20 protein-coding genes are annotated in these 23,901 nt (G+C 47.5%); 13 read left to right on the top strand and 7 right to left on the bottom strand.

Features of this window, described 5'->3' with window-relative positions; all coding sequences use genetic code 11:
• Nucleotides 1–82 precede the first annotated feature (82 nt).
• Entirely contained in the window at nucleotides 83–694 is a 612-nt protein-coding gene (locus tag QUB64_RS20740; protein ID WP_332949650.1) for a CPP1-like family protein, read from the bottom strand.
• Nucleotides 695–954: 260 nt separating this feature from the next.
• Nucleotides 955–1,833 (bottom strand): peptidoglycan editing factor PgeF, encoded by an 879-nt coding sequence (gene pgeF, locus QUB64_RS20745; protein WP_333274298.1) that lies wholly within the window; start codon nucleotides 1,831–1,833, stop codon nucleotides 955–957.
• Between the two features lie 365 nt (nucleotides 1,834–2,198).
• On the opposite strand from pgeF, the gene QUB64_RS20750 reads away from it, so the two are divergent.
• The 4 genes from QUB64_RS20750 to QUB64_RS20765 all read left to right on the top strand — a co-directional run bounded on the left by QUB64_RS20750 (nucleotide 2,199) and on the right by QUB64_RS20765 (nucleotide 8,148).
• On the top strand, nucleotides 2,199–2,375 hold the full coding sequence (locus QUB64_RS20750) for a hypothetical protein (protein WP_333274128.1): 177 nt from the start codon (nucleotides 2,199–2,201) through the stop codon (nucleotides 2,373–2,375).
• A gap of 217 nt (nucleotides 2,376–2,592) precedes the next feature.
• Complete coding sequence (locus tag QUB64_RS20755; RefSeq protein ID WP_333274126.1) at nucleotides 2,593–4,455, top strand: M23 family metallopeptidase; 1,863 nt, start codon at nucleotides 2,593–2,595, stop codon at nucleotides 4,453–4,455.
• 342 nt (nucleotides 4,456–4,797) lie between these two features.
• The gene (locus QUB64_RS20760; RefSeq protein WP_333274123.1) at nucleotides 4,798–7,215 is read left to right on the top strand and encodes a hypothetical protein; all 2,418 of its coding nucleotides are present in this window, start codon (nucleotides 4,798–4,800) and stop codon (nucleotides 7,213–7,215) included.
• Nucleotides 7,216–7,230: 15 nt separating this feature from the next.
• A complete protein-coding gene (locus tag QUB64_RS20765) occupies nucleotides 7,231–8,148 on the top strand; it encodes a glycosyltransferase (RefSeq protein WP_333274121.1) in 918 nt (305 codons plus the stop codon).
• Between the two features lie 606 nt (nucleotides 8,149–8,754).
• On the opposite strand, the gene ribE is transcribed toward QUB64_RS20765, so the two are convergent.
• Nucleotides 8,755–9,468, bottom strand: a complete 714-nt coding sequence (gene ribE, locus QUB64_RS20770; RefSeq protein ID WP_333274119.1) for a riboflavin synthase — start codon at nucleotides 9,466–9,468, stop codon at nucleotides 8,755–8,757.
• A gap of 334 nt (nucleotides 9,469–9,802) precedes the next feature.
• On the opposite strand from ribE, the gene QUB64_RS20775 reads away from it, so the two are divergent.
• From QUB64_RS20775 to QUB64_RS20805, 7 genes are all read left to right on the top strand, one after another.
• Nucleotides 9,803–11,017 (top strand): RNA-guided endonuclease InsQ/TnpB family protein, encoded by a 1,215-nt coding sequence (locus QUB64_RS20775; protein ID WP_333274116.1) that lies wholly within the window; start codon nucleotides 9,803–9,805, stop codon nucleotides 11,015–11,017.
• A gap of 51 nt (nucleotides 11,018–11,068) precedes the next feature.
• On the top strand, nucleotides 11,069–11,575 hold the full coding sequence (locus QUB64_RS20780; protein WP_333274113.1) for a bifunctional nuclease family protein: 507 nt from the start codon (nucleotides 11,069–11,071) through the stop codon (nucleotides 11,573–11,575).
• A gap of 5 nt (nucleotides 11,576–11,580) precedes the next feature.
• Nucleotides 11,581–12,711, top strand: coding sequence for an aldo/keto reductase (locus QUB64_RS20785; protein ID WP_333274110.1), 1,131 nt, complete (start codon nucleotides 11,581–11,583; stop codon nucleotides 12,709–12,711).
• Between the two features lie 515 nt (nucleotides 12,712–13,226).
• Nucleotides 13,227–16,487 (top strand): PAS domain-containing sensor histidine kinase, encoded by a 3,261-nt coding sequence (locus tag QUB64_RS20790; protein WP_333274108.1) that lies wholly within the window; start codon nucleotides 13,227–13,229, stop codon nucleotides 16,485–16,487.
• Between the two features lie 455 nt (nucleotides 16,488–16,942).
• On the top strand, nucleotides 16,943–17,473 hold the full coding sequence (locus QUB64_RS20795) for a hypothetical protein (RefSeq protein ID WP_333274105.1): 531 nt from the start codon (nucleotides 16,943–16,945) through the stop codon (nucleotides 17,471–17,473).
• A 107-nt stretch (nucleotides 17,474–17,580) separates the two neighbouring features.
• Nucleotides 17,581–18,519: a YwqG family protein gene (locus QUB64_RS20800; protein WP_333274103.1), complete on the top strand. Its 939-nt coding sequence runs from the start codon at nucleotides 17,581–17,583 to the stop codon at nucleotides 18,517–18,519.
• 257 nt (nucleotides 18,520–18,776) lie between these two features.
• Nucleotides 18,777–18,917 carry a hypothetical protein gene (locus QUB64_RS20805; protein WP_333343358.1) on the top strand — a complete coding sequence of 47 codons (141 nt, stop codon included), beginning with the start codon at nucleotides 18,777–18,779 and terminating at the stop codon, nucleotides 18,915–18,917.
• 17 nt (nucleotides 18,918–18,934) lie between these two features.
• Here the strand turns inward: QUB64_RS20805 and QUB64_RS20810 are convergent, their stop codons facing one another.
• On the bottom strand, nucleotides 18,935–20,044 hold the full coding sequence (locus QUB64_RS20810; protein WP_333274097.1) for an extracellular solute-binding protein: 1,110 nt from the start codon (nucleotides 20,042–20,044) through the stop codon (nucleotides 18,935–18,937).
• 64 nt (nucleotides 20,045–20,108) lie between these two features.
• Between QUB64_RS20810 and QUB64_RS20815 the strand changes: the two genes are divergently transcribed.
• Together QUB64_RS20815 and QUB64_RS20820 are read left to right on the top strand one after the other, a co-directional pair.
• Nucleotides 20,109–20,264, top strand: a complete 156-nt coding sequence (locus QUB64_RS20815) for a hypothetical protein (RefSeq protein WP_333274094.1) — start codon at nucleotides 20,109–20,111, stop codon at nucleotides 20,262–20,264.
• Between the two features lie 385 nt (nucleotides 20,265–20,649).
• Complete coding sequence (locus tag QUB64_RS20820) at nucleotides 20,650–21,213, top strand: hypothetical protein (RefSeq protein ID WP_333274091.1); 564 nt, start codon at nucleotides 20,650–20,652, stop codon at nucleotides 21,211–21,213.
• A 109-nt stretch (nucleotides 21,214–21,322) separates the two neighbouring features.
• On the opposite strand, the gene QUB64_RS20825 is transcribed toward QUB64_RS20820, so the two are convergent.
• From QUB64_RS20825 to QUB64_RS20835, 3 genes are all read right to left on the bottom strand, one after another.
• The gene (locus tag QUB64_RS20825) at nucleotides 21,323–21,484 is read right to left on the bottom strand and encodes a hypothetical protein (protein WP_333274088.1); all 162 of its coding nucleotides are present in this window, start codon (nucleotides 21,482–21,484) and stop codon (nucleotides 21,323–21,325) included.
• Between the two features lie 48 nt (nucleotides 21,485–21,532).
• On the bottom strand, nucleotides 21,533–22,639 hold the full coding sequence (gene cobT / locus QUB64_RS20830) for a nicotinate mononucleotide-dependent phosphoribosyltransferase CobT (protein ID WP_333274085.1): 1,107 nt from the start codon (nucleotides 22,637–22,639) through the stop codon (nucleotides 21,533–21,535).
• 369 nt (nucleotides 22,640–23,008) lie between these two features.
• Entirely contained in the window at nucleotides 23,009–23,764 is a 756-nt protein-coding gene (locus QUB64_RS20835; protein WP_333274082.1) for a DUF2232 domain-containing protein, read from the bottom strand.
• Between the last annotated feature and the right edge of the window lie 137 nt (nucleotides 23,765–23,901).

The following is a 23,901-nucleotide window of genomic DNA, read 5'->3' on the forward strand; positions in this document are numbered from 1 at the left end:
CGAGCGTGTCTTTAGACCTGAGAGTGTCAATAGTTGTTGACTAATGACTAATGACTTCTGACTAATGACTGTTGACCAATGACTATCGCAGAAAACTGCTGACCAGCCACAGAATTAAAAACGTAAACAAAGCGATAAATTTCTCTGTTGTGATAAATGCCGTACTGAGCAAAGGGCCCAAAAGACCTCCCAGCACCAAGCCTATAACTAAGCCAGCCACAGTCAGCAGCACAGCCCGACCAAATTTTTGTTCCTTGCGATTAACAAAATAAAGACAAGAGCCGACCCCAAGAGCCAGAGTCAACTGTAGTAAAGAATCATTAGCCGCCGGATAAATACTCAGTCCGCCTAAGCCGACATAAACTCCAGCCGGCCACAAAATGTCCGATCGACTAGGAGTATCGATCAGCCGCTGCAACCAAGCTGGGCCCCCCGACGGAGGAGACGGAGCAAAGCTGGCGGGTGCGGGAGTCAGCCGCTCGGGAAAGCGGATGCGTTCGGGCACTTTAATTTTACCTTCCTGTCGCTGCCGCAGCCGATCCATGAGGATCGCGTCATAAGCAACTTCGATCGATTCCAAACGTTTCTTGTCGCCGCTGTACTGCTCGGCTAGACGGGTGCGGGCCTCTTGCACTTCATCAAAGGAAGCATCTTCATCGACTTCAAGCAGTTGATAGGGAGTTGGCTCACTCATGGTAATAACCCGCTGAAGACTCTCGTTATAGTGCCATCTTAACAAGAGAGGAAAGCGGGGCGGGGCTTCAGGCCGCTTTCCCAAAAGTTTTGCTGCTAGTTTTTAGTGCTTTAAGACAGGAACGAGCAAACCTTACCAGGGTAGAAGGTAGAAGGCATTCGGCATTCCGAAATAAAAATTGATCAATCCAAAGATGATTTTTATTTAGATTGTTATTTTTAGAGCAGACCATCTAAAATTTTACCTTGTGCCGAATGCCCTCAGCAGGAACTTGTCTTGCAGGCGCTTACAATTCCTGACCACTGGATTTTTTTTAGTCGATCGCGGCGGTAGGAAAAAAAGCGAGCAGAGTCAGAATAAGTACAGAAAGGAGCGATCGCCACTTGAGAAGAATTAATTCCCAACTGCTGCAATTGCAGAGCATTGCAGAGGCGAACATCCAACCGTACTTTTCCCGGTTCTGGATCTGTCAACACAGGCGTTTGGGGTAGTTGGTGTAAAAATTCCAGAATGCCGTCGGCTGTTGCACTAACGTCACTCTTAGGAGCAATCGTGGCTCCCAATTGGGCTGCCACTTCCACAGATACCTGGTAAACATCTCCAGCGATCGCCGGCCCCATAGCAATCTTCAGATTTTCTAGTTGACTGCCGACGGCCAAAAGTTGAGCGATCGCCTCTGGTAATATCTTAGCAGCAGTCCCGCGCCAACCCGCGTGAACTGCCGCGACGAGTCCCGTACCGCTGTCAGCAATCAGCACCGGCACGCAGTCTGCCGAGCCAACCCACAGCGCCTCCAAATCCCGTTCGGCTACCAAACCATCAGCCTCAGCATAGGTTGGGGCTGCGGTTTCTGGGTCAGGAGCCACCACCGGGGGCAACTGACTGGTTTTGAGTACCACATTGCCATGTACCTGTTGGAGACGGTAAACCGGAGATCCAGGTGCGAGAACTTCCGTCAGATCGATCGGGCCGCGCGGCGAGAAATCGCGAGTAAAAAAGCCGTGAGACCACCGTTCGAGCAAGCTGCAAGTCAGATAGGGCAAGCCTTCGGAACTCTGCCACTTCCAACTGCTCCCCTCAGGTTGTCCGGCGCATTCAGAGTCAGGAAAATTTGTCAAGCGATCGCCAGCTACAGTCATCAAACCCATCCATCCCCAAGCGAATCATTTGCCTTCTATTCTAAGCAATCAAAAATTTTGTCAACTAAGTTTAAATGGACTAGAACTTACGCAAGCGTGGTCATCACCTTGGTTTTTTACGATCGTCCTTCGTCGCAGCCCGCAAATTAGGTAAAAACCCGGTTTCTTTGGTCCCAAATGCGTCCAGGACTGTGGACGATCGGCTTTAATCAAAAAATCGCGATGAAGGAGGCGGTTAACTGCGGTGGACGCGGCCGAAATTTTGCATGACCCCAGAGATGGGGGGAGGGGGAGATGGGGGGAGGGGGAGATGGGGGGGAGGATTTGACTGTTTGGGGAATAGTTCATTGAAATATACAATTTAAATGCAGTACAGCTTAATTAACAGACACGAACGCCAAAGCGCTATCATCATTGTGGCCGTCACAGACTGCTGGGCTGCGTGCGATCGGGAGCGGAAAAACCAGGGTATCGATCGCCAATCGACGCAGCAGCATTCGAGCTGGTTCGACGCGAAAAAAAAATTGCCTCAAGCCCGGTAAAATCAGTTAAGTCTGTAATAAAGATCAGGATTGCCATACATTCGATCCAGACCCCGCCAAAAAACAGATACTTGCTTTCCGACTCCTGTCGCCAGCAGCCCAAAACTTTAGACGCTAGTTCCTGCTCCCAGATTCAAAGCTGCGAGTAAATCTAAAATCTAAAATCTCAAATCGACCGATCTCCTTGCGTCCCCTGTTGAGTTGGGAAAAAAAAATCGTGAAACCAGTTCCAGACAAGCAAATAACAGCCCATTTGAACAGCAAACAGCAAAAAAATCACCCTACAGGCGCCCGGACTCGATCGCGTCTTTTGTCCGAGCGCTCACTGCTGGTGGGACTAGGTTGCCTTGCCAGTCTGGGACTGCTGAGCAAAGGCATAGTTTGGGCCCAAACCGAAACTCCGCCAGCAGAACAAGCCGTCCCCGGCGCAGCAGACCTCCAGCCACTATTTGAAGCACCTCTGGCGCCCCCGGAGCCCGCAGTCAGCGAAGTGCAGCCCGAACCAGATCCTGCACCCCAGGCAGAAGTTCCGCTGCCGGAGCCTGTGTTGGCAGAACCGCCCAGAGCGCCAGATTACGTCACCGAAGCACCTCCGACCGAATATTATCTGCCCGAACCCGCGCTGATTCCCCTGCCAGAAGCGACGGCCCAGGAGCCACCTTTTGAAGCACCAGTTAACCCAGCCCACGCTGCCGCCGACGACACAGACTACAGCGTTGGCGCTACCAGCGATTACGAAGCGCCGACAACAATCGAGTTTGCAGAGCGATCGACCGGCTGCGAAGGTTCCCTATCATCAGGACAAGGAGTGGGCGGTTTGTGCGCACCTCCTGCTGTTTCCGAGCCGGTGACAGCAGAAGCAGCCCCTCCCAGCTACAGTCCAGAAACTCCGATCGCCGAAGAACCCAACTACAGCCCGGAAACTCCGATCGCAGAAGAGCCCAACTACAGCCCAGAAACTCCGATCGCAGGCAACTCCTATATTGCACCCCCTCCTCCTCGTCGAAATCTGTCAGAAAGCCTTCCCGGGAATGTTCCGAGGAGCATTCCGGGCAATGTTCGGGGAACTGTCGCCGGAAATAATAGCGGGAATCCTGTCAGTCAAGTAGGTCAAGCCGTTCAACAAATAGGCAACCAGCTTTGGGGGCAGGGAAGCCCGCCGGAATCTGCTTACACGCCCCCGGCATACTCAGCAGACACTGGATACTCAGCAGACACTGGATACTCAGCAGACACTGGATACTCAGCAGACACTGGATACTCCGTTAACGCTGCATCCTACGGCGGCGGCCCTCCCGAACCCAGTATGGGACTCGGGCCGGTGCAAGTCGGTGCGATTAGTGTCAGCAGTGGCAGCAATACAGGTTTTGCTTACTACAATCTCACGCCGCGTCCCCCAGGCTTGCCCGGAAATGGCAACACCAGCCTGCTGTTTCCGCTATCGATTGCTGCGGAAATTACCTCGCCCTTTGGGTGGCGGACTCATCCGGTTATGGGCTACGGCAGGTTTCACACCGGAACTGACTTGGGGGCCCCGATGGGAACGCCCGTACTGGCAGCTTATGCCGGTCAAGTGGCGATCGCCGATTGGTTGGGCGGCTACGGTTTGACGGTGGTTCTCAACCACAACAAACAGTCTCAAGAAACTCTCTACGGACACCTTTCGGAACTGTTTGTCAAACCCGGAGAGTGGGTGAAACAGGGAGATACGATCGGGCGCGTCGGGAGTACGGGAATGTCTACAGGGCCTCACCTCCACTTCGAGGTTCGGCAAATGACAGACCAGGGTTGGGTGGCGATCGACCCCGGTGCTCAGCTAGAATTTGCGGTAGCAAAAATGATCGGCACTTTGGAAACCGCCAAAATACCCCAAATGCCGAAAATCGTGGAAACACAAAGTGCTAGGGGACTCAAGGATTTGGAAAACGATCTGCCCCAGCTTCCACCTCTGCCGTTGGGAATGGACATCGAAGTTCACAACCTCCAGCCGCCATTCCCGGAACTGTTAAAAGCTGACACTTCTGCGCCGAAGGATAAGCAAGCCTCCAAACCCAAAATTCAGAAGCAAGCTAGCAGATAGGTTTTTTATAAGGCAATACGCTTGAGTTAACACTGTTTCTTGCCCGGAGATCCCCTCGCATCCCCCTGGTTGTAGGGGGACTTCGCTCGAGTTCTTGTTCCCCCCTTTTTAAGGGGGGTTAGGGGGGATCAGCCTTAACCCAAGCGTATTGTTTTATAAGGACTAAAGTCCTCACTACAAACCTATTTGATTGTTTGTAGTGAGGACTTTAGTCCTCTCCCGAGAGCGCTCTAAGTAGCGCGTCCACTTTTTGCGTAGTAAGTCCCGATCCGATTGATTTCTCGTTACCAGCAAGAGCCTGGTAGCGAGGAAAAACCCATAAGAATTGGTAAATTGTAGCTTATGCTAATAGCGCAGCATTTGTGGGAATTAATTTTATTTCTGATGATTGTAGTGGGCCCGATTCCCCTAAACTTGTCTCTGGCCTTCGAGAATCAGAAGGAAAACAGTAACTATTCATTTCCCCATTTTCTCCTCGTACTTGTGACGGGATGGAGCATTGCACAAGTTTGTATCGGCTTGATTTTAGGAAGTATCGATCGCCTAAATCTTTCTGCGGTCATTATAGCAGAAATTCTGATTTGTGCGATCGGCTCAATCCTGATTTATGCCAAAAACCACAGAACTTTTACCTTCTCACAATCCCAGATTCCCCAACTCAAGCAACCTCTCGGCAAATCCGAACTCCTAATCATTGGTGTCACCGCATTTGCAGGATTTGTGCTGTGGGAAACGCTAGCAACCAAACCCACAACCAATTATGACTCATTGTGGTTTCACCTGCCTGTAATTGCCAGATGGTATCAAACCCATTCATTGACATTACTAGATGCCGCCGGAAATTGGATCTTTGAACAAGAGCAAGCCAAAATATATCCCTACAATTGGCACATCTTGTCTGCTTTGTGCGTGTTCCCCTTCCGAGAAGACTTTCTCACAGCTTTTCCCCAGTTAATTGCCTGGATACTTGAGGGAATTGCCGTCTATCTATTGAGCGTAAAATTTGGAGCCAGCCGATTTAACAGCATGGCAGCAGCATCTTTAGTATTAACAGTACCGATGATGCTCAACCAAGTTAACACCATTCACCCAGACTTACCGCTAGCTGCCATATTTACCGTCGGTTTGTATCTAGGTTTATCCTATCACAGCAGCCGATCGCAATCTGAACTCTCCCTATTCTTGGCAGCCGCAGGAATGCTAGCCGGAATAAAAATCACCGGAATAGTCTATGCAGCCTCGCTTGTAGGAGGATTAGCAATATTAGAAATTAAAAGATTTGCCCTTAATAAAAATTATACACCAGCTAATTTTAGAATTCGCCAAATCAAACCAGTCTTGCTGTGCGGCATACTTTGTTGCTTGCTTTTAGGAGGTTTTTGGTATGCGAGAAACTTGCTGCACATCAATTATCCTGTCGGCGATTCCCGCGATATTAAAGTTCCCTTAGATCCTGTTCCCTTACCCTCTCCCGTACCGCAGCCAAAACCTCCCGTAGCGTCGCCAAAACCTAGGCCACCGTCGCCAAAACCGACCATCACGCCATCGCCAAAACCTCCCGTAGCGTCGCCAAAACCTACGCTACCGCCGCCATCGCCAAAACCTCCCGTACAGCAGCCAACACCTACCATACCTGCGCCCCCAGCTTCGCCACTTTTGAAGATTTGGCAAAGCACTTTAGCAGCTCAATTTAATCCCAGCAATATTTCCCATTGGCAAACACTCGGCTTGCAAATCCTCATTAGATTGCAACTGCCATTTCTGGCGATCGCACTTCAGGTATTAGCAGCACCTCTGGCTTTGCTCCAAGGTAAAACCAGAACAATCAATCAAAATAATATCATTTTAACTGTAGTTCTCGCCAGCACCGGAATTCTGTATCTAATTACACCTTACACCTCCGGGACTGCCGGAGACTCGATCGGTCAACTCAGCCCTTTATTAGGTTTTAATCTCAGATACGGATTTCCCTTTTTAAGCTTGCTAGGCATTGCAGCCGCAGCGACAGCAACTCGGCTCAAAACTCGCAAGCAAGTGATTGTGGCAGTTGTTTTAATTAGCAGTATTTCCGGCATTGTTAGCAACACAATTTTCGACCTCATTAAAAATGCTTCTTTTACCGGAAAGAGTATCGTTTGGGGAAGCTGGTTGATTGACAGGTTTAAATCTAATTTCGCAGAAGCCATCAATCTGGTGATGAAAATATTAGCTCCCAGTTTGCGATATTTAGGAATATATCCCTTAATTTATATGGGACTACTGCTGCTGGCTGTGATTCTGTTTAAACGCAATCCTAGTTTTATCGGCTTGAAAAATATATTCGCCCGCCTGAAAAAGTCGAGTTACATAATGATAATTTGTGCCTGCATAGCATTGATGGTAAGTGCTAGTTGGGTGGCGAGGGAAAAGCGAGATGTTGCTCGCGCCGAACTGTATCGCGGCATTTACGAGTATATTGATAAAAATACAGTACCAGATGAAAGAATCGGCTTCTTTTTAAGTTCCCGCAGCTACCTGTTTTACGGGAGAAATTTGGACAGACAAGTTTTATATGTGCCGTTTAGAGCCGATCGACTTCCGGCATGGATTGACAACCTCCACAAAAATAAAATTAGGATGGTAGGATTCGGGCCCCTGACTGAGACAGACGCAGCTACCAGAAAAACTTTATCTTGGCTGACAAGTGCCGAGGGCCCGCTGCAACCAGTTTTCGGCAAAGATTTGAATACTGAGTCGGTGCTGTATCGCTTAAAAATTTAAACTATATAAGTTATCATGAACCAAGCTAAAACTCTATTTTCAATTATAGTTCCGACTTACAATCGCCCCGAAAAATTAGCGCAGTGTCTTCAGTCTTTTGTGGAACTAGAATATCCGCGCGATAAGTTTCAAGTAATTGTCGTCAATGACAGCACTGAAATATCTGTAGAGAGTACCATTTCCCCTTTTCAAAATGGGTTAAATCTCACACTTCTGACACAACCAAACTCGGGCCCCGCAACGGCGCGAAATACTGGAGCTTTTGCAGCCGCAGGCAAATTTTTAGTGTTTACAGACGATGACTGCACTGTGGCGGCAGATTGGCTGCAAAATCTGGAAAAGCGATTTGTGGAAACACCAGAGTGCTTAATAGGGGGTCGAACTGTCAACGCGCTGCCGGATAACATCTATTCTACTGCTAGTCAGCAACTAATCGATTATCTTTACAGTTACTACAATGCTATTGGCGATCGCGCACAATTTTTCACTTCTAACAATTTTGCCCTTCCCGCTGAGGCTTTCGAGAAAATCGGCGGGTTTGACACGAGTTTTCCGCTGGCGGCTGGAGAAGATAGGGAATTTTGCTTTCGCTGGCTCAATTTGGGAGGCCGCGCGGTTTATGCTCCCGAAGTGACAGTCTATCATTCCCACGCACTAACTCTGCGCAAATTTTGGCGGCAGCAATTCAATTACGGTAGAGGTGCTTTTTTGTTTGGTGAAATTATCTCGAAAAGTGGGGCTAAGGGGAAACGGCAACATCCGTCATTTTATCTGAATTTGCTAACTTATCCATTTTCCCAGGGATCGGGTATTCAAAAGCTATTAATTGCTGCTTTGTTTTTGGTTTCTCAGGCGGGAATTGCGGCGGGGTTGTTTTGGGATAAAAATGTTTTTGTTGAGAAAGAGTTTGTTGATAGGGGGCGTCAGTTTTAATAGTTATGTTGATTTTATATTTGAGATTTTAGTTTGTAGGGTGTGTCAGCTTTGAGCAGTCAACGATTGATTGCATAATTTGTGGCTGACGCACCCGAGAAGTACGAACTATCGTGTCAGGTGCGTCGCTACTAGAAAAGTTTGTAGGGTGCGTCAGTTTGTAGGGTGCGTCAGCTTTGAGCAGTCAACGATTGATTGCATAATTCGTGGCTGACGCACCAGAGAAGTACGAACTATCGTCTCGGGTGCGTCGCTACTCGAAAGTCGCTTGAATGCCAGGGATTTATCGCAGGCGACACACCCTACAAATATTGTTCGTCTCGGGTGCGTCGCTACTCGAAAAGTCGCTTGAATGTCAGGGATTTATCCCAGGCGACACACCCTACAAATATTGTTCGTGTCAGGTGCGTCGCTACTCGAAAAGTCGCTTGAATGTCAGGGATTTATCCCAGGCGACACACCCTACAAATATTATTGTTTAGGAAGGCGCGCATTGTGTAAGGTGCGTCGCCATGAGATACTCCCATTGAATGCGAGGGATCGATCGCAGGCGACATACCCTACAAATATTGTTGTTTCCGAAGGCGCGCGATGTGCGCCCGAAGATTACACAAATCCGTGTTCTGCTAAGAATTCAGGTGTAATTGTTCCTAAACTGTTGATGGCGGGGGTTTCTTCCCAGGGTTCGGGATGCTGTTTTGAGCCGCTGCGGAGAAATTTGGCTACATATTTGCCGAGTATATCTGCTTCTAAATTAACTAAACTTCCCGGCTGTAAATAGCTGAGGTTTGTCTCGGAAAAACTGTGGGGAATTACGGCTACTTCAAACCAATTTCCGTCAGCATCGCAATCTGCTACGGTGAGGCTGATGCCGTTGACGGCGATGCTGCCCTTGGAAACGATGTATGGTGCGATTTGACGCTGCCATGCTGCATTGGCTGTTGGTGGGGCTGTAAACCTCATCTCCCAAGCGTTGGCGGTTTGGGTGGATGTCGCTAAAGTGCCGATCGCATCTACGTGCCCCGTCACAAAATGTCCGCCCAATTTGCTACCGGCGCGCAGGGAACTTTCTAGGTTTACCCAAGCATCGGGAAATGCTCCCAAAGTAGTGCGGCGCAGGGTTTCCGGGGAAGCGATGGCGACAAAACCTTGGGGTAGAACTTCTACTACCGTCAAACAAACTCCATCTACTGCTACGCTGTCGCCAATGGCTAAATCTTGTAAAATCTGGTAGGAGTTGCTTGAGGTGCAGGAAATTTGGAAGTAATCGTTGCCTAGCGACTTCAGCTTTCCGAGAGATTGAATTAGTCCTGTAAACATAGTTATTTTTTCGTAGTCGATCGCTTACTTACATCAAACCACAGTCAGAAACCAGACGCAGGAGCTTTTGCCGTCCCCTCTAACCCTTTTGTCAATCGAAAATCGAAAATCGAAAATCGACAATACCCGATCGGTTGCAGATTCAGGCGCAGATCGAGTCATACTGGATTTAGGCGATCTTTATGTCCAAGTTTTCTACCGGAAATTTTGGGGTTAGGGCCTTGTTACTTCGACTCCGCTCAGCACATCGCCTTTTAGGACGACTTTAATTAGTCCTACTAAAGCCTTGACGTTTTGTAGAACCTTTGCAATCATGTAGCGAGGAGGTAAGCAGGTGTTGAATTTAACATTCGAGTACAAATTAAAACCAACAACAGCGCAAGTGGCAATTTTTGAAGATTGGCTTGAACTTTGCCGTCGCGTGTATAATTATGCATTGTCAGAGCGCAAAGATTGGTTCAAGTCTCGTAGCTGTCAAATTAACGCTTGCTCTATTCGCTCTGAGTATATTATCCCGGCCGACAAACTTAGACCAACATACGCGACGCAGTGTAAGGGACTAACTGCATACAGAAAAACCAGCACGTCACTGCAACAAATTAATGCTCAAGTATTACAACAAATATTGCGCCGACTTGAGAAAGCATTTGTTAGTATGTGGGAGCAAAATCATGGGTTCCCTCGGTTAAAAAAAAAGGGAGCAATGAGGTCATTTGTATTTCCCCAAATGGGAGTGATGCCTGTTGTAAGTAACTGTATTAAATTACCTGTAATTGGTTGGGTAAGGTTCCGTCTATCTCGCCCAATTCCAGATGGCGGAATTGTCAAACAGGCGCGTGTAGTTAGGCGTGTATCGGGCTGGTATGTAATGCTAACCGTTCAATGGGATGTCTCTATTCCGGATATTATTCCTCACGGGAATCCAGTCGGAATAGATGTCGGATTAAGTAATTTTATTGCAACTTCTAACGGGCTTTTAATCAAGCGTCATAGGTTTTTTCATGATGCAGAACGCAAGCTTAAATTGCTGCAAAAACGTGTCAGTAGAAAGCGTATAGGCTCAAATAATTGGAAAAAAGCTCATGAAAAAGTAGCATTGCTGCACGAGTACGTGGCTAACTGCCGTAAAGACTGGCATCGCAAGCTATCACATCAGATATGCGATGATGCAGGAATGGTGTTTGTCGAAGATTTAAATCTGATAGGATTGTCGAGAGGAATGCTGGGCAAGCATTGTTTAGATGCTAGTTTTGGTCAATTTCTCAACATTTTGGAGCAAGCCTGCTTTAAGCGCGGGGTTTATTTCCAGAAAGTAGACGCTAGGAAAACCAGTCAAATTTGTCCGAATTGCGGTACAGAAACAGGTAAAAAAGAACTATCAGAACGCACTCATAATTGCTCAAATTGCGGATATACAACTGACAGAGATGTTGCCGCCGCACAAATAGTTCTCCAACGAGGACTTGCAGCCGTAGGGTATACGGTCAAGATGCTTGCTGAGGGTAAATTCATTGGAATCCCTGCGAAGCAAGAATCCCCACGCCTTTAGGCTGGGGAGTGTCAACGCCTTGCAGTGTCTTAATTCTATGAGGCCGATCGAATGATTGAAATGAAAGTCGCTGGAATTGCCTTAGATGCAGCCACGCGCAGCCCTATTGTCCTATTGAGAGACGCTACTGAGCGCCGCGCTTTGCCTATTTATATCGGTCAGGAGCAGGCAAAGGCTATTATTAGCGCTTTAGAAGGCCACAAGCCTCCTCGACCTTTAACTCACGATTTGATGGTCAATTTCCTAGAGGCCTGGAGCCTAACCTTGGAGCGGATAGTGATTCACTCGCTGCAAGATAACACGTTCTATGCCGTGCTGATTGTCCGTCAGGGTGAAGTGAAAAAAGAGATCGATGCCCGTCCCAGCGACGCGATCGCCCTAGCCCTGCGCACGAATAGCCCCATCTGGGTGATGGAAGAAGTCGTCGCCGATGCTTCCATACCGGTCGATCGAGATGCTGATGAGGCCGAACGCCGGGCCTTTCGGGAATTTATCTCAAACCTCCGTCCAGAGGATTTGATCAAGAGAAGTGGCTTGGGCCAGGGCGAAACTTCCTAACATTTATGCGCTATCGACGGTTTGGCAAAACGGAGTTGTACCTGTCCGTATTTTCCTTGGGAACCATGCGCTATTTGGCTTCTGAGGAAATTGCCTGTCAGACTGTACAACAGGCCCTGTCTCAGGGAATCAATCACCTGGAAACGGCTGCGGGTTACGGTTGCAGCGAGGAATATCTCGGTGCGGCCCTCGAAGCTGGTTTGTCTGTCGCTCGATCGCGCTTCCACGTCACCACGAAAATCTCCCCAACGGACGATGCTGCTGCAATGGAACGCTGCATTGACTCATCTCTCAAACGCCTGAATTTAGACTATATCGATTGTCTGGCAATTCACGGTTTGAATACTTGGGAACATTTGGCTTGGGTGCGATCGCCCACAGGCTGCATGGAATCTGTACGCAAAGCCTTGGCTGATGGCAGAATTCGGCACGTCGGTTTTTCCACTCACGGGCCTGTGGATCTGATTTTGGCTGCTATAAATACAGATTTATTTGAATTTGTCAATCTGCATTATTACTATTTTTTTCAGCGCAACGCCCCGGCAATTGAACTCGCCAAAGACAAAGATATGGGCGTTTTTATCATTTCCCCGGCAGACAAAGGAGGGCAACTCTACACGCCCCCGGAAACTCTGGCACAATTGTGCTCGCCTTTCTCGCCTTTAGAGTTGAACTATCGGTTTTTACTGAGCGATACTAGAATTGGGACTTTGAGTGTGGGGGCTGCAAATGCGACAGAATTAGAGCAACCTCTGAAATATGCCGATCGCGACTTTCCCCTCACCAACGCCGAAATCGCTGCGTTTGTGAGGCTAGAATCGGTGATTGCCGATCGTTTGAAAACCGACAAATGCAGCCAGTGCTATGCTTGTTTGCCTTGCCCGGAAAATATCAACATTCCGGAAGTATTGCGGCTGCGCAATCTTGCCGTCGGGTGCGACATGACTGACTTTGGCAAATACCGCTATGCGATGTTTGAAAATGCCGGACATTGGTTTCCAGGCAGCAAAGGCAACCGCTGCACCGATTGCGGCGAATGTTTACCGAGGTGTCCCGAAGAGTTGGACATCCCAACTTTGCTCAAAGATACTCACCAGCGACTGGGCGGCAAAGCGGGGAGGCGGCTGTGGGATTGAAACCAAGCTGAAGCAGCCAAAAGGGCTACCCGTGCCTATCTACGCGCTCCAATAATTACGTTAAACTTTTTCTAAGTGAATTTACTCGGTAGTCGATCGAAAAACTACCTAGCTTCGGGACTGTCTGCTGAAGCATCTCACGAGAGAGTAAAAAGCGTTTTTTAGGAGTCCTCACGAGATTCTCGCTTGCCTATATATTTCTGGCTGGGAGCAAGATTCTCGAACTCGCGTGTGAAAGCTCTCTCGTGAGATGCTCCCCTGTCTGCTCTCAACAAACTTTAAATAGCAGCCAGTAGCATAGGTGAAAACAACTAAATAACAAATCTGGTTGCACAGCCAGAAACTCGATTTCTCTGAAAATACCCCACTCATTTTCTTGCTTTGTTGGCCCCGGTGAGAGCAAATAATTTGTGATGAGTGATTAACACAACTCAATCTAAAATCTCAAATCTCAACTTGATAATTCCAGATTAATTTATCGCCAGTCATCTACCACCGATTCAGCATCTACTACTATGGCTCAAACTCAGTTAAACGACAGCCAGCCAAATTGTCCGCAGCCAAATAAAGTTGCGACTTCCGAAAGAAGATTGAAAGCAGCTTTCAGGCCGTGTACCTACAACTTATCTCTTACCAGAAAACAGCTAATTGGACTGCTGGCTTTACAAACAATCTTGCCAGTGGGACTTGCGGGAGCAGCACTTTGGCTAACACCGGCAGTGGGAAGCAGCGAACTGCAAAATCAAGCTAAATCTGAACTGAGCCTGAGCGAAAGTAACTACAATATCCAACTCGATCGCGCTGCCGATCGTTTGCAAAACTCTTCTGACAGCAAAACGATCGCCAAAATAGCCTCAGATTACAACAGCGGTAATAATATATCAAAGTTGCGAAAATCTGTCAATGAAATTCTGGAAAATCAAGTCAAAACAGGGGAAATAGACAGTGCTGCCTTAGTTGGAAAAAACGGGCAGATTGTGGTTAGTGTCAACCCCAACCACACGGAAAAAAGTTTTAACATAAAAAAAATAGTCCATCGAGTATTCGCTGCCCAACAGCCAATAACCGCCAGCAAAATTATTGCTAAATCAGAATTTTCCAAACAATTGGGATCTTTAGAGCCATTCCCGGGCGACGGCAGCTTCCTCGTCCGCTACACAGCAATTCCCGTAAAAGATCCAAAAACTCAGACAGCGATCGCAGTGTTAGTGTTAGGAAAAATTTTCAGCCAAACGCCGGCAGTTGCTAGCAGCGAAACCGTCAATTTACAAGGCGGCGGATATCGCGCTATCTACGCACCGCAAGGTGAGGGCAAATTTGTATTGGCAAGTTCGCAAACATTGACAAAAAACCAACAGTTGCCCGACTTGCTGGCAGACAAATCGCTGCTGAAATCTGCACTCGCCGCCGACGGCAAACCAGTCGTCGCACAGGTACAAATAGGCAGTCAAACTCATGCAGTAGCTGCCCAATCCCTGCCCAATTTAGCCGGGAAACCCGCAGCAATTTTAGTGAATGGTATCCCCAAAACCTCCCAAACCTGGTGGGTAAACAATTGGCTGCTGGGACTGTCTGCGGCTGCGGTTGCCGCCGCCCACCTCGCTTTGGCAGTTGCAGCCACCCGCCGGAATGCCAAACTCCCTAACTCAGATTTATCAACAGCAGACGGGAATTGGGCATCTAATTCCACCGCCTTCGCGCAGCAGCAATCCGGGAAGTGCGTAAGCGTTGCCAACGAAGAGGATCGCACGAATGACAATTTATCGGAAAATTTGAATTTGGGCGAACTCCCCGGTTTATTCCCGAAACAACGGAATTTAGACAGTCAATTAGCGATGGATTTTGAGTATGGAAATTGTGCGGGCGATCGCGCGCCAATCACAAATCCCGAAATCTCGCTAACTGTCCCAACCCTAGAATTGGCTGCCAACTCAGGCTCAAACCACCCACAGCCGACAAATACAGAACCAGCAAAAAGCTCGATCGCCTTAAATCAAGTCCAGGAAGCTTGGCAAGACTTAAATCGCTTCCACTTGCAATTGCAGCAAGAAATACTCGAACGCCAAAATGCTCAAACAGCCCTCCGCCAGAGTGAAGCACTGCTACAAGCGATTTTAGACAACTCCACAGCCATGATTCACATCAAAGATGTTGAGGGAAAATACCTGCTCACAAACAGCCATTTTGACAATTTGTTCCATAGGGCAAAAGAACAAATAACTGGTAAAACCGACGGCGATATTTTTCCCGAAGACAAAGCAGCAGCCTTGCGAGAAAACGACCTGAAAGTTATCGAAACCTGCTCGCCTCTAAGCATCGAAGAAGTCATCCCTCAAGACGACGGCCCGCACACTTATATTTCTCTGAAATTTCCCCTCTGCAACTGTGAAGGTACAGCTTATGCAGTCGGTACAATTTCTACAGATGTGAGCGATCGCAAACTTGCCGAGATCACCCTAGAAAAAGCTAAAGCAGAACTAGAAATAGAAGTCGAACACCGCACCCTATTTCTCAAACAAGCCAACGAACTCTTGCAGTTTGAACTGGCGGCTAGAGCTCGCGGCGCCATCACCGTCAGACAAATGACGGCTCAGGTAGCCCGACACGCCAGAACACTTGACGGCATTCTGGGCGCTTCCCTCGACCTAATTTTTCTAGTCGATCGATTCGGAAAATACACTTACGTCAGCCGCACCGCCGCTCAAGCCTGCGGCATGAACCCCAGAGAAATGATTAGCAAAACCTGGCGGGAATTAGACTGGTCGCCAAAAATTGTACAGCGGGTTGAGGACGAGTGCAGCGCCGTATTTGCCACAGCCGAGCCCAAGAAAGGCGAAGTAATCATCCCTACCGCAAGCTGGGGAACCCGCGACTACGAATACATTCTCAGCCCGGTGTGTGCGACAGACGGCAGCGTGGAAGCGGTGGTGGCCACGCTCAGGGATATCACCGAGCGCAAAAACGCCGAGGAAGCGTGGCAGTTGGCCACAGAAGCGGCAGAACTCGCCAACCGCGCCAAGAGTGCTTTTCTGGCAAACATGAGCCACGAGTTGCGCACTCCCCTAAACGCAATTATCGGCTACAGCGATATGTTGGTGGAAGATGCCGAAGAGTTGGGCAACTTAGAGGTAGTCTCGGATTTAGGGAAAATTCGCACTGCTGGGAAACACTTGCTGCAACTGATTGACGACATTCTGGACATTTCCAAAATTGAAGCTGACAAGATGGAGATTTATCTCGAAAGCTTCGATGTTGGCGGCTTAATCGAGGAGGTGGCGACAACTATCAAACCGCTAATGGATAAAAACACCAATACCTTGCAAGTATTGAGTGCCAAGAATATCGGTGCCATGCACGGCGATTTGATGAAAGTACGGCAGATCGTGCTGAATTTGCTGAGCAATGCTGCTAAGTTTTCGGCGAATGGGGCGATCGTACTTACTGTCGAAAGAATTACCAGCGAAGAATTAAAAAATAAATATCAACCGCGAGTTGTGCAAATGTTGATTTTGGATTCGGAATATTTAGTTTTTAGAGTGACGGACACAGGCATCGGCATGACAAAAGAGCAGCAAGAGCGACTGTTCCAACCTTTCACTCAAGCAGACAATTCAACAACTCGCAAGTACGGCGGCACTGGTTTGGGATTGACTATCAGCCAGCGTTTTTGTCAGATGATGGGCGGCGATATTGAAGTTACCAGCCAGTTAGATTGTGGTTCTACTTTTACGGCTTTTCTGCCTGCTTCGTTGTTTAAGCGATCGGAATTTCAATAATTTTATAGGTTCGATCGTTCGGACTTCAGTCCGCAAAAAATCCCAAGGACTAAAGTCCGAACGATCAAACCGATTTTACAGGTTCGATCGTTCGGACTTCAGTCCGCAAAAAATCCCAAGTTCGATCGTTCGGACTTCAGTCCGCAAAAAATTTCAGAGGACTAAAGTCCTCACTACAAACCGATTTTACAGGTTCGTAGTGAGGATTTCAGTCCGCAAAAAATCCCAGAGGACTAAAGTCCGAACGATCGAACCGATTTTAACAGGTTCCCAGGCAAAGCGCCTGGGAACCTAAATCTAGAGGCTCTGCCTCGCTTGGAAACATGGAGGCAGAGCCTCCGGATCTGCGTTACTAGGCTCCAGCCTAGTAACGAGTAAACCGCCCACTCTTCTTCTGAGAAGCGTATTGCAATATAGAGGTTTTGTGTAAGTCCCGATCGCCAATCTAAAATAATATGATGAATCACCACAAATTTAGCCACAAAAATCAAGTTTTCCGGCGCAGACCTAGCATTTTGACAAAAAGTTTATTTTTGTTCCTAATTGCCAGTTCTACCTGCATCACAACCTTGCTCTGGGGACAATCTGTGGCCTTCTCCCAACAGCCAGTCTGCCCGAGTGGAGACCCTGCCAATTTTCCATCGCCACCGCTTTCGCAAACCGAAAAGAGCACGCCGAGTCTGTGGCTAGCTCAAAAACAGTTTGGCGGCAAATTGCTCGATCGCTGGTTTGTCGATCGCAGCAACACATGGGTTATCGTCATCGTCAACCGCCAACTGTGGAGTTTGCTGGATTATATGGAGCGCTATCAGTTTGTCAACCGCTTCGGTACTGCTTCCAGCGAGTACGGTTACAACCTGCAAGTTTGCAACCGTCAGGGGACGGCTTTGGCGGTTTATGCGTGTAAGGGCGATCGGCAAAGCTGTAAAATAGACTTAGAATCTCTGTCAAATCCCGGTCTCCGAGGCAAAATCAAAGGATTTTAGTAGGGTGCCCCGGCCGCGAGTTATTTTCAGGATCATCGATAAATCAAGAGCTGACGCACCTTACATTTAAGCTAATAAAATGTGGCTTCTTATTCCCTAAAAAAATAATGAAAACAACCCTTGAGCTTCCTGCTGAATTAGAACCTTTTCGCCAAGAAATTGAAAGTTCAGAACAGCCTGTTATTAAAATCACTTACGAACGAAAGGCTACTGATTTCTGGTCAAGCAAATTTGGCGGAGTGCCTTACTTGCCGCAAGGTTACGAGTTTCCCAAAGATAGTGAGGGAAAATATATGCACCTTTTGGCACAACTCAATTTTGAGGAAATCTTTTCCCAAGTGCCATATTTAGCGCCTTTTCCCAAACAAGGAATTTTGCAGTTTTATATTAGTAACAATCCTGATAGTTATGGGATGGATCTAGAGAAGTTGGACAATCAAAAAAAATTCAAAGTATTGTATTTTTTAGAACTTGACATAAATAATTGTCAAGCAGATTTTGCTTTTTTGTTAGATATCAATGAGAACTCTTCAACTTTAAACAATCAAAAATTTAGTGCATTGCAATTTGTTGACGAAAAGAGTTGTCCAACAGATAATCCTTTGAGTGAGCATATTTTTGAACATTATTATTCACCTTTAAAGCACCAAGATGTGAATAATACTCAAGAATGTTTGGCTTTACAGTTTAGTCTTGACAATGAGTGGGTTTGCCCAGAAGACTATCAATTGAATAATATTTTTGACGAACAAAAACTTAAACAATTATTTGAGGTAATGAATGCAGATAATTACAAATTATTTGATTGGTATTATGCTAATTTATACGAGATTCACCATAAAATAGGGGGATACGGCTACTTTACGCAAACTGACCCTCGTGAGTACAGTCCGCAATACCAAGACCATAAAGTTGTACTTTTACACATGATTAGTGATGATGAATTTTGTTGGGGTGATGGTGGAGTAGGCAATTTTTTGATTCGCGCTGAGGATTTGGAAAAATTAGATTTTTCTCAGGTGATTTATAATTACGATTGTTCTTAAAATCAAAAGACCAATACTTCCCAGTAGTAGGGTGCGTCAGTTAGAGTGATTTTTTGAAGTGTTGAGAATTTAAGAGCTGACGCACCTGACAGCTACAACTAAGGTGCGTCAGTTTTGATGATTTAGGAATTACCGCGGGGGCCAGAAACCGGGTTTTTTACGAAAATCCTTCGCTGTAGTCCGCAGTAACGGTAAAAACCCGGTTTCTTTGTCAGGAGTGCGTCAGTTTTGATGATTTTATCGGCGTTTGTGGGTTGGTGACTGACGCACCCTACGGTGAAAGGTGCGTCAGTTTTGATGATTTTATCGGCGCTTGTGGGTTGGTGACTGACGCACCCTACAGCTACAACAAAGGTGCGTCAGTTTTGATGATTTTATCGGCGCTTGTGGGTTGGTGACTGACGCACCCTACATTTTAACTGTGCACTACTTGCCGAATTTCTTGCCAGAGCGATCGATATTGGGCAATCCCCGCCTCCCCGAAAGGCAGCAGAAAGTCGCTAGCAGCAAGAATCTTAGCATCCGGTAACAACACAGAATTACTGCGCACATCGGCCGGCAAATCCTCCGGTTTCATCCCGACAATTATCGGCGAACTAGCCTTAGCCAGCAAAGATAATTGAGGCGCAATCTGAGGCTGCAAGCAAAAATTAATCCATTTTTCCCCTAACGAAACTGGCTTTCCTGATGCTGGCTGTACCCACAAATCCGTCCAAAGTGCAGTTCCCGAAGCAGGAATTACTACAGCTATATCGCTTTGAGTTTGCAACAGCGGCAGTACGTCGCCCGAGGAACCTACGGCCAACCAAGTATCGCCTAAAATTAACGGTTGCAAGTAAGAATCGGAACTGTAAAGCTTAGCTTGCGCGTGCAGGTTGGCGAGTTCTTTTTTGAGGTTGGGAACTTTATCTAATTGCTGGGTATTGTAAGATTTTCCGAGTTTTTTTAATGTTAAACCGATAACTTCTCTCGCACTATCCGGTAGCGAAATTCGATCGCGCAATTCGGCCTTCCACAAGTCACTCCAATCTGTCGGAGTCCACCCCAAAGCCTTAAATTTGTCAATTCGATAGGCAATTACCGTACTTCCCCAGCGGTAAGGTGCAGCCCAAACTTTACCTTTAGGGTCTAATTGACCGTCAGCGTTGCGTCTGACGAGTTTTTGCCATCTTTCGGGCAATTTCGACCAATTAGTAAATTTAGCAGGATCGATCGGCTGAATCAATTTTTGCCGAATTGCCAAAGTCAGCCAATAATCTCCCAACATCACCAAGTCAGCTTGATTTTTGGCGAACGGTGTCCGTTTCCACTCCTGCAAAATGGCAAATAATTCTTTTAATTGGGCTTCTTGCGTTACCTGCAAAAGCGGAGACGGTTGTACATCGCGGCTAAATTTGCTTACCAGTTGCGCCGGAATACCGTTTTTGAGCGATCGAATTTTGAGAGTGGGTTTCGAGTCGCACCCTGCCGCCAATTGACTTAAAGTTAGGGTGGCCGCCCCCAATAGCAAAGACCTTCGTTTCACCTGTGAATCCGCTTTTCTAATTATTGACCGATGTTTTGTGTTCTGCGGCCCGGCAAATAATTGTTTGTCGAGTCCGGTAGTTGGCGCCGAATTGTCTTATTTCTTTTTCAAACACAAAGCCATTGTACTCGGTTCTGGTGCGATCGGAGTCTGTTTTGCTGTCATTCTACCTTCTGCGTTGTCGATCGAGCTTGCGGATGCCGACAACGGGTCAACTTAACGCCTGATTTTTCTGCGAAAAGTTCCTTTTAGCCTGTTTCGCCTGTCTTTGCGGGCGATCGCCTGTATCTGTGTTACATTTTTTAATATAACGCCATAGCGATCGGGCTGCACTCTGCCATTAGATGACGCTTTTTCCACAACCGAAGTGAAAAAATCCTTTTAAATCCGCGACAGCTTAATAACTCAAAAACCCGGTTTCTGCGTCCAAAACTCTGTAAAATCTCAAATCGAAAAATGGAAAATCGACTGCAAAGTCAATATAACAGGACGCTGGGCGCTCCTACTCTCAGAAACTAGGTTTTTTAACTCTTATTCAAGCTGATCGGGAAGTATGAGGCTTAAAGAACCAGGTTTCTGCGTCCAGACATATCTCAAATCGAAAAATGGAAAATCTCCCATGCGAAAATCGACAAGAGTCCCTAAATCTACCGTCAGGATTGGGAACACAACAATTACCTCAAAAATTAAATAATTTAGTGATAAATCCCAGTTATGTAAAGATTTCTCTTATATGTAAAGATATAAGTTACTATCCCGAGGATGATTGTATGGAAGCGCTCCGCCAGCAAGTTACAGTATTGACCCAACAAGTCGATGCCCTGTACAAACTCATAGAAAACCTCAATGAAAAGTTATTGGAGTCCGCTAAGGAGACGAAGCTGGCCCAGCAGCACATAAACGACCGTTCTGGAACGGTAGAGAATCACAAAACCTCGCCCTATCAAAGCTACAGCCGTCTCGACGGGCTGCTAGAACACAAGGACATACTGTTAGATGACAGCTACTTCGACAAGAATTCTCAAAGCCTGGAAAAAGAGCTGAGCGCAGAACTTCAAATCCAGCGCCTCACAGCTCAGCTAACAGCGGCTTATAATCGAATTGCGGCCTTAGAAGAACAGTTGCTCGCCAAAAGAATGCACTCTCAACAGGTAGGCGGCTCTAATTAAATATTGCTCCCGGCGATCGGGCATTAATCAAGAAAAAAAATACAAGTTGCGTTGATTTCGGCTCGTCTACTTATACAGTCATTCCAGAGAGTTTTTTGGTCTCGCGCAATTAGCAGTAGGAATACTGCATCAAAGCGAGATATTGTGTTGAAGATTGTGTAAATTTGCCAGCAGAAATGCTACAGAAAATGATATAATTATTCAGCCCAAACGAAGCTAGTTGAGCAGCACAACCAGGTTCGCAGCTCGATCGCACATCTGAATTTTTCAAATTTAATTCCTCACATTCCGGGACGCACAGAAAACGAAAAACCCGGTTTTAATGTTCACTTTCGCACCGCGAGGCTAAGGCTTCAACAGCTTGCAGGAGTTGAGTTGGAGTCCAATTTGCTGTCAAGCCGCTGGCGATCGCACACGCACCCGCACCGACACCCTCCTTAACATACCCGCGATCGTAAGCTTGCAGTTGCGGGTAACGAGAACCCGCAAAACTTAGCTGTGCAGCCAACAGAGGCACAGTGCCGATATCTGACGCGAGTCCTACGGTGTCCCCTGTAGGGTCTTCGGCCACCCAGCGCGTAGTCCCCACCGCGACTTGTTCGGGACGCCATAACAGAGCATATTCGCGGGCGATCGCTTGCATCAAAGCGTATACTGCCAGCATTTGCGTGCCGCCAGCCAGAAGCACCCCGCAAGTCCGACTCGCGGCGATCGCCATTCCCGCCACCGCTATTTGCATCGGATCGCCCACCGCCGCCACCAATTCCAGGGGAGTGCTGTTTTGTCCGCCAATTTCCCACTCAGCATTATTGAGTCCCGCTGTCACCGCAGCCAATTTTTGAGTATGATTGCAGGTAGGGTGAGAACTATTAACCTTGCCCGCTGCTGCAATTCCCAAACCCATTAACACGCCCAAAGCAGTAGTCGTGCCACCAACTACGCACTCCCCTAAAATTAAATAACTGCCATTAGTTTGGGCGGCCAATTTAGCTCCCCAAATTAACCCTTGTTCCAGCAAATGTTTGACTGTTTCGAGTTCTAAAGCATTCCCAGAAGTAAGACACTTTGCCGCAGTACCGCCCAAATCAATTGCAGGTACCGGAGGCGGCAGCGGTAAACCTGCATTAAACAGGTAAAGGGGAATTTCCAAAGCTTCGACTACAGCGCGAGATATCAGTACCGGCGAGGCTCCGGCTTCTAAGGGCGGCAAGGGATACTGCGGCGACGCTTGGGGGCCGTTATACAAAAATTCTGCATCGGCCAAACAAGTAAATTGTCGATCGCGCGGGGTTGCTCCTGCTGCTGAAATCCCTGGAATTAAGCCAGTAGCCGTGAATCCTAACACGCACGCAAATATCGGTTTTTGTCCCCGATGGCGATCGAGCCACCGCTGGCCCTGTTCAATTTCTGTATAAATACCAATCATAAATTAGTCATTAGTCAGTAGTCAGTAGTCATTAGTCATTAGTCATTAGTCATTAGTCATTAGTCATTAGTCAGTAGTCATTAGTCATTAGTCATTAGTCATTAGTCAGTAGTCATTAGTCAGTAGTCATTAGTCATTAGTCATTAGTCATTAGTCATTAGATATCTGCAATAATTATTGTGGAACAGGCATCCTGCCTGTTCAAGACTTGCTTTTCAGGAGAGGTCTATTAGTCATTAGTTATTAGTCATTAGTTATTTAGTAGCAATTAGCAATTAGCAATGCCCGATGCCCCATGCCCCATGCCCAATTCTCGATGCCCGATGCCCCATGCCCCATGCCCCATGCCCGATGCCCCATGCCCAATAATTACTCTTCATAATCTATTAAAACTTGCACCCAGCGCGGTGGCCGCGGAATCGGATTTCCCAAACGATCGAGCAGCAACAAAGCTACTAAATGCACTACAAATAAATAGACAATATTGTTAACCAAAATCATCCCAGCGGCGATCGCCCCAATTGTACTCAAACTTGGCACGCTCAGCCAGCCCAGCTTCACAAACACCCATTCCACAATCTCTGTTACCTGGGCTGTTACATAAACCCAGAGATCTTGACCCACCAAAGCCGACAGCAGCCAAAACTTAAAAAAGAAGCCGACAGCACCAATTACCGCGCCCACACTAATAGAGACAGACCAACTTGCTTTGCGCCGCCAAAGTCCTCCCAGCGCAACTCCCATAACTCCAAAAGGAATCACGTATAAAATGCTCCGCGTCGGGCCCATGAGTACCGACAGCAGCAAACCAGAAACCAAAGCTGACATCCAAGCAGCTCTGTTGCCCCAGCGCAGGTAAACTAGGGCAATGGGCACCGGGAAAAAAACGCGCAGCAAAGGCCCCAGCGGAAAGTAATAATTGATCAGCCAAATCAAGCTAGCGGTACTTGCCAAAAATGCCGTTTCTACGAGCCTCAAAGGCGCTTCCCCAGCGGCGGGCGTTCCCGGATCTGGATTTGGGCGATCGCCCGCCATTGTTGAAACAGCAGCGGTTTGCTGTTCGTTATTGGTACTGGGTGAACTCCCCGAATTAGACGCGGCATCTGCTGACACAAAATCACTCATCCGATTTTAGATTTTAGATTTTAGATTTTAAATTTTAGGGGACTTGCGCGCTATGCGGGTGATTCCCGATTCCCGATTCCCGATTCCCGATTCCCGATTCCCGATTCCCGATTCCCGATTCCCGATTCCCGATTCCC

Source organism: Microcoleus sp. Aus8_D2 (assembly GCF_036702665.1).
Taxonomy (GTDB): domain Bacteria; phylum Cyanobacteriota; class Cyanobacteriia; order Cyanobacteriales; family Microcoleaceae; genus Microcoleus.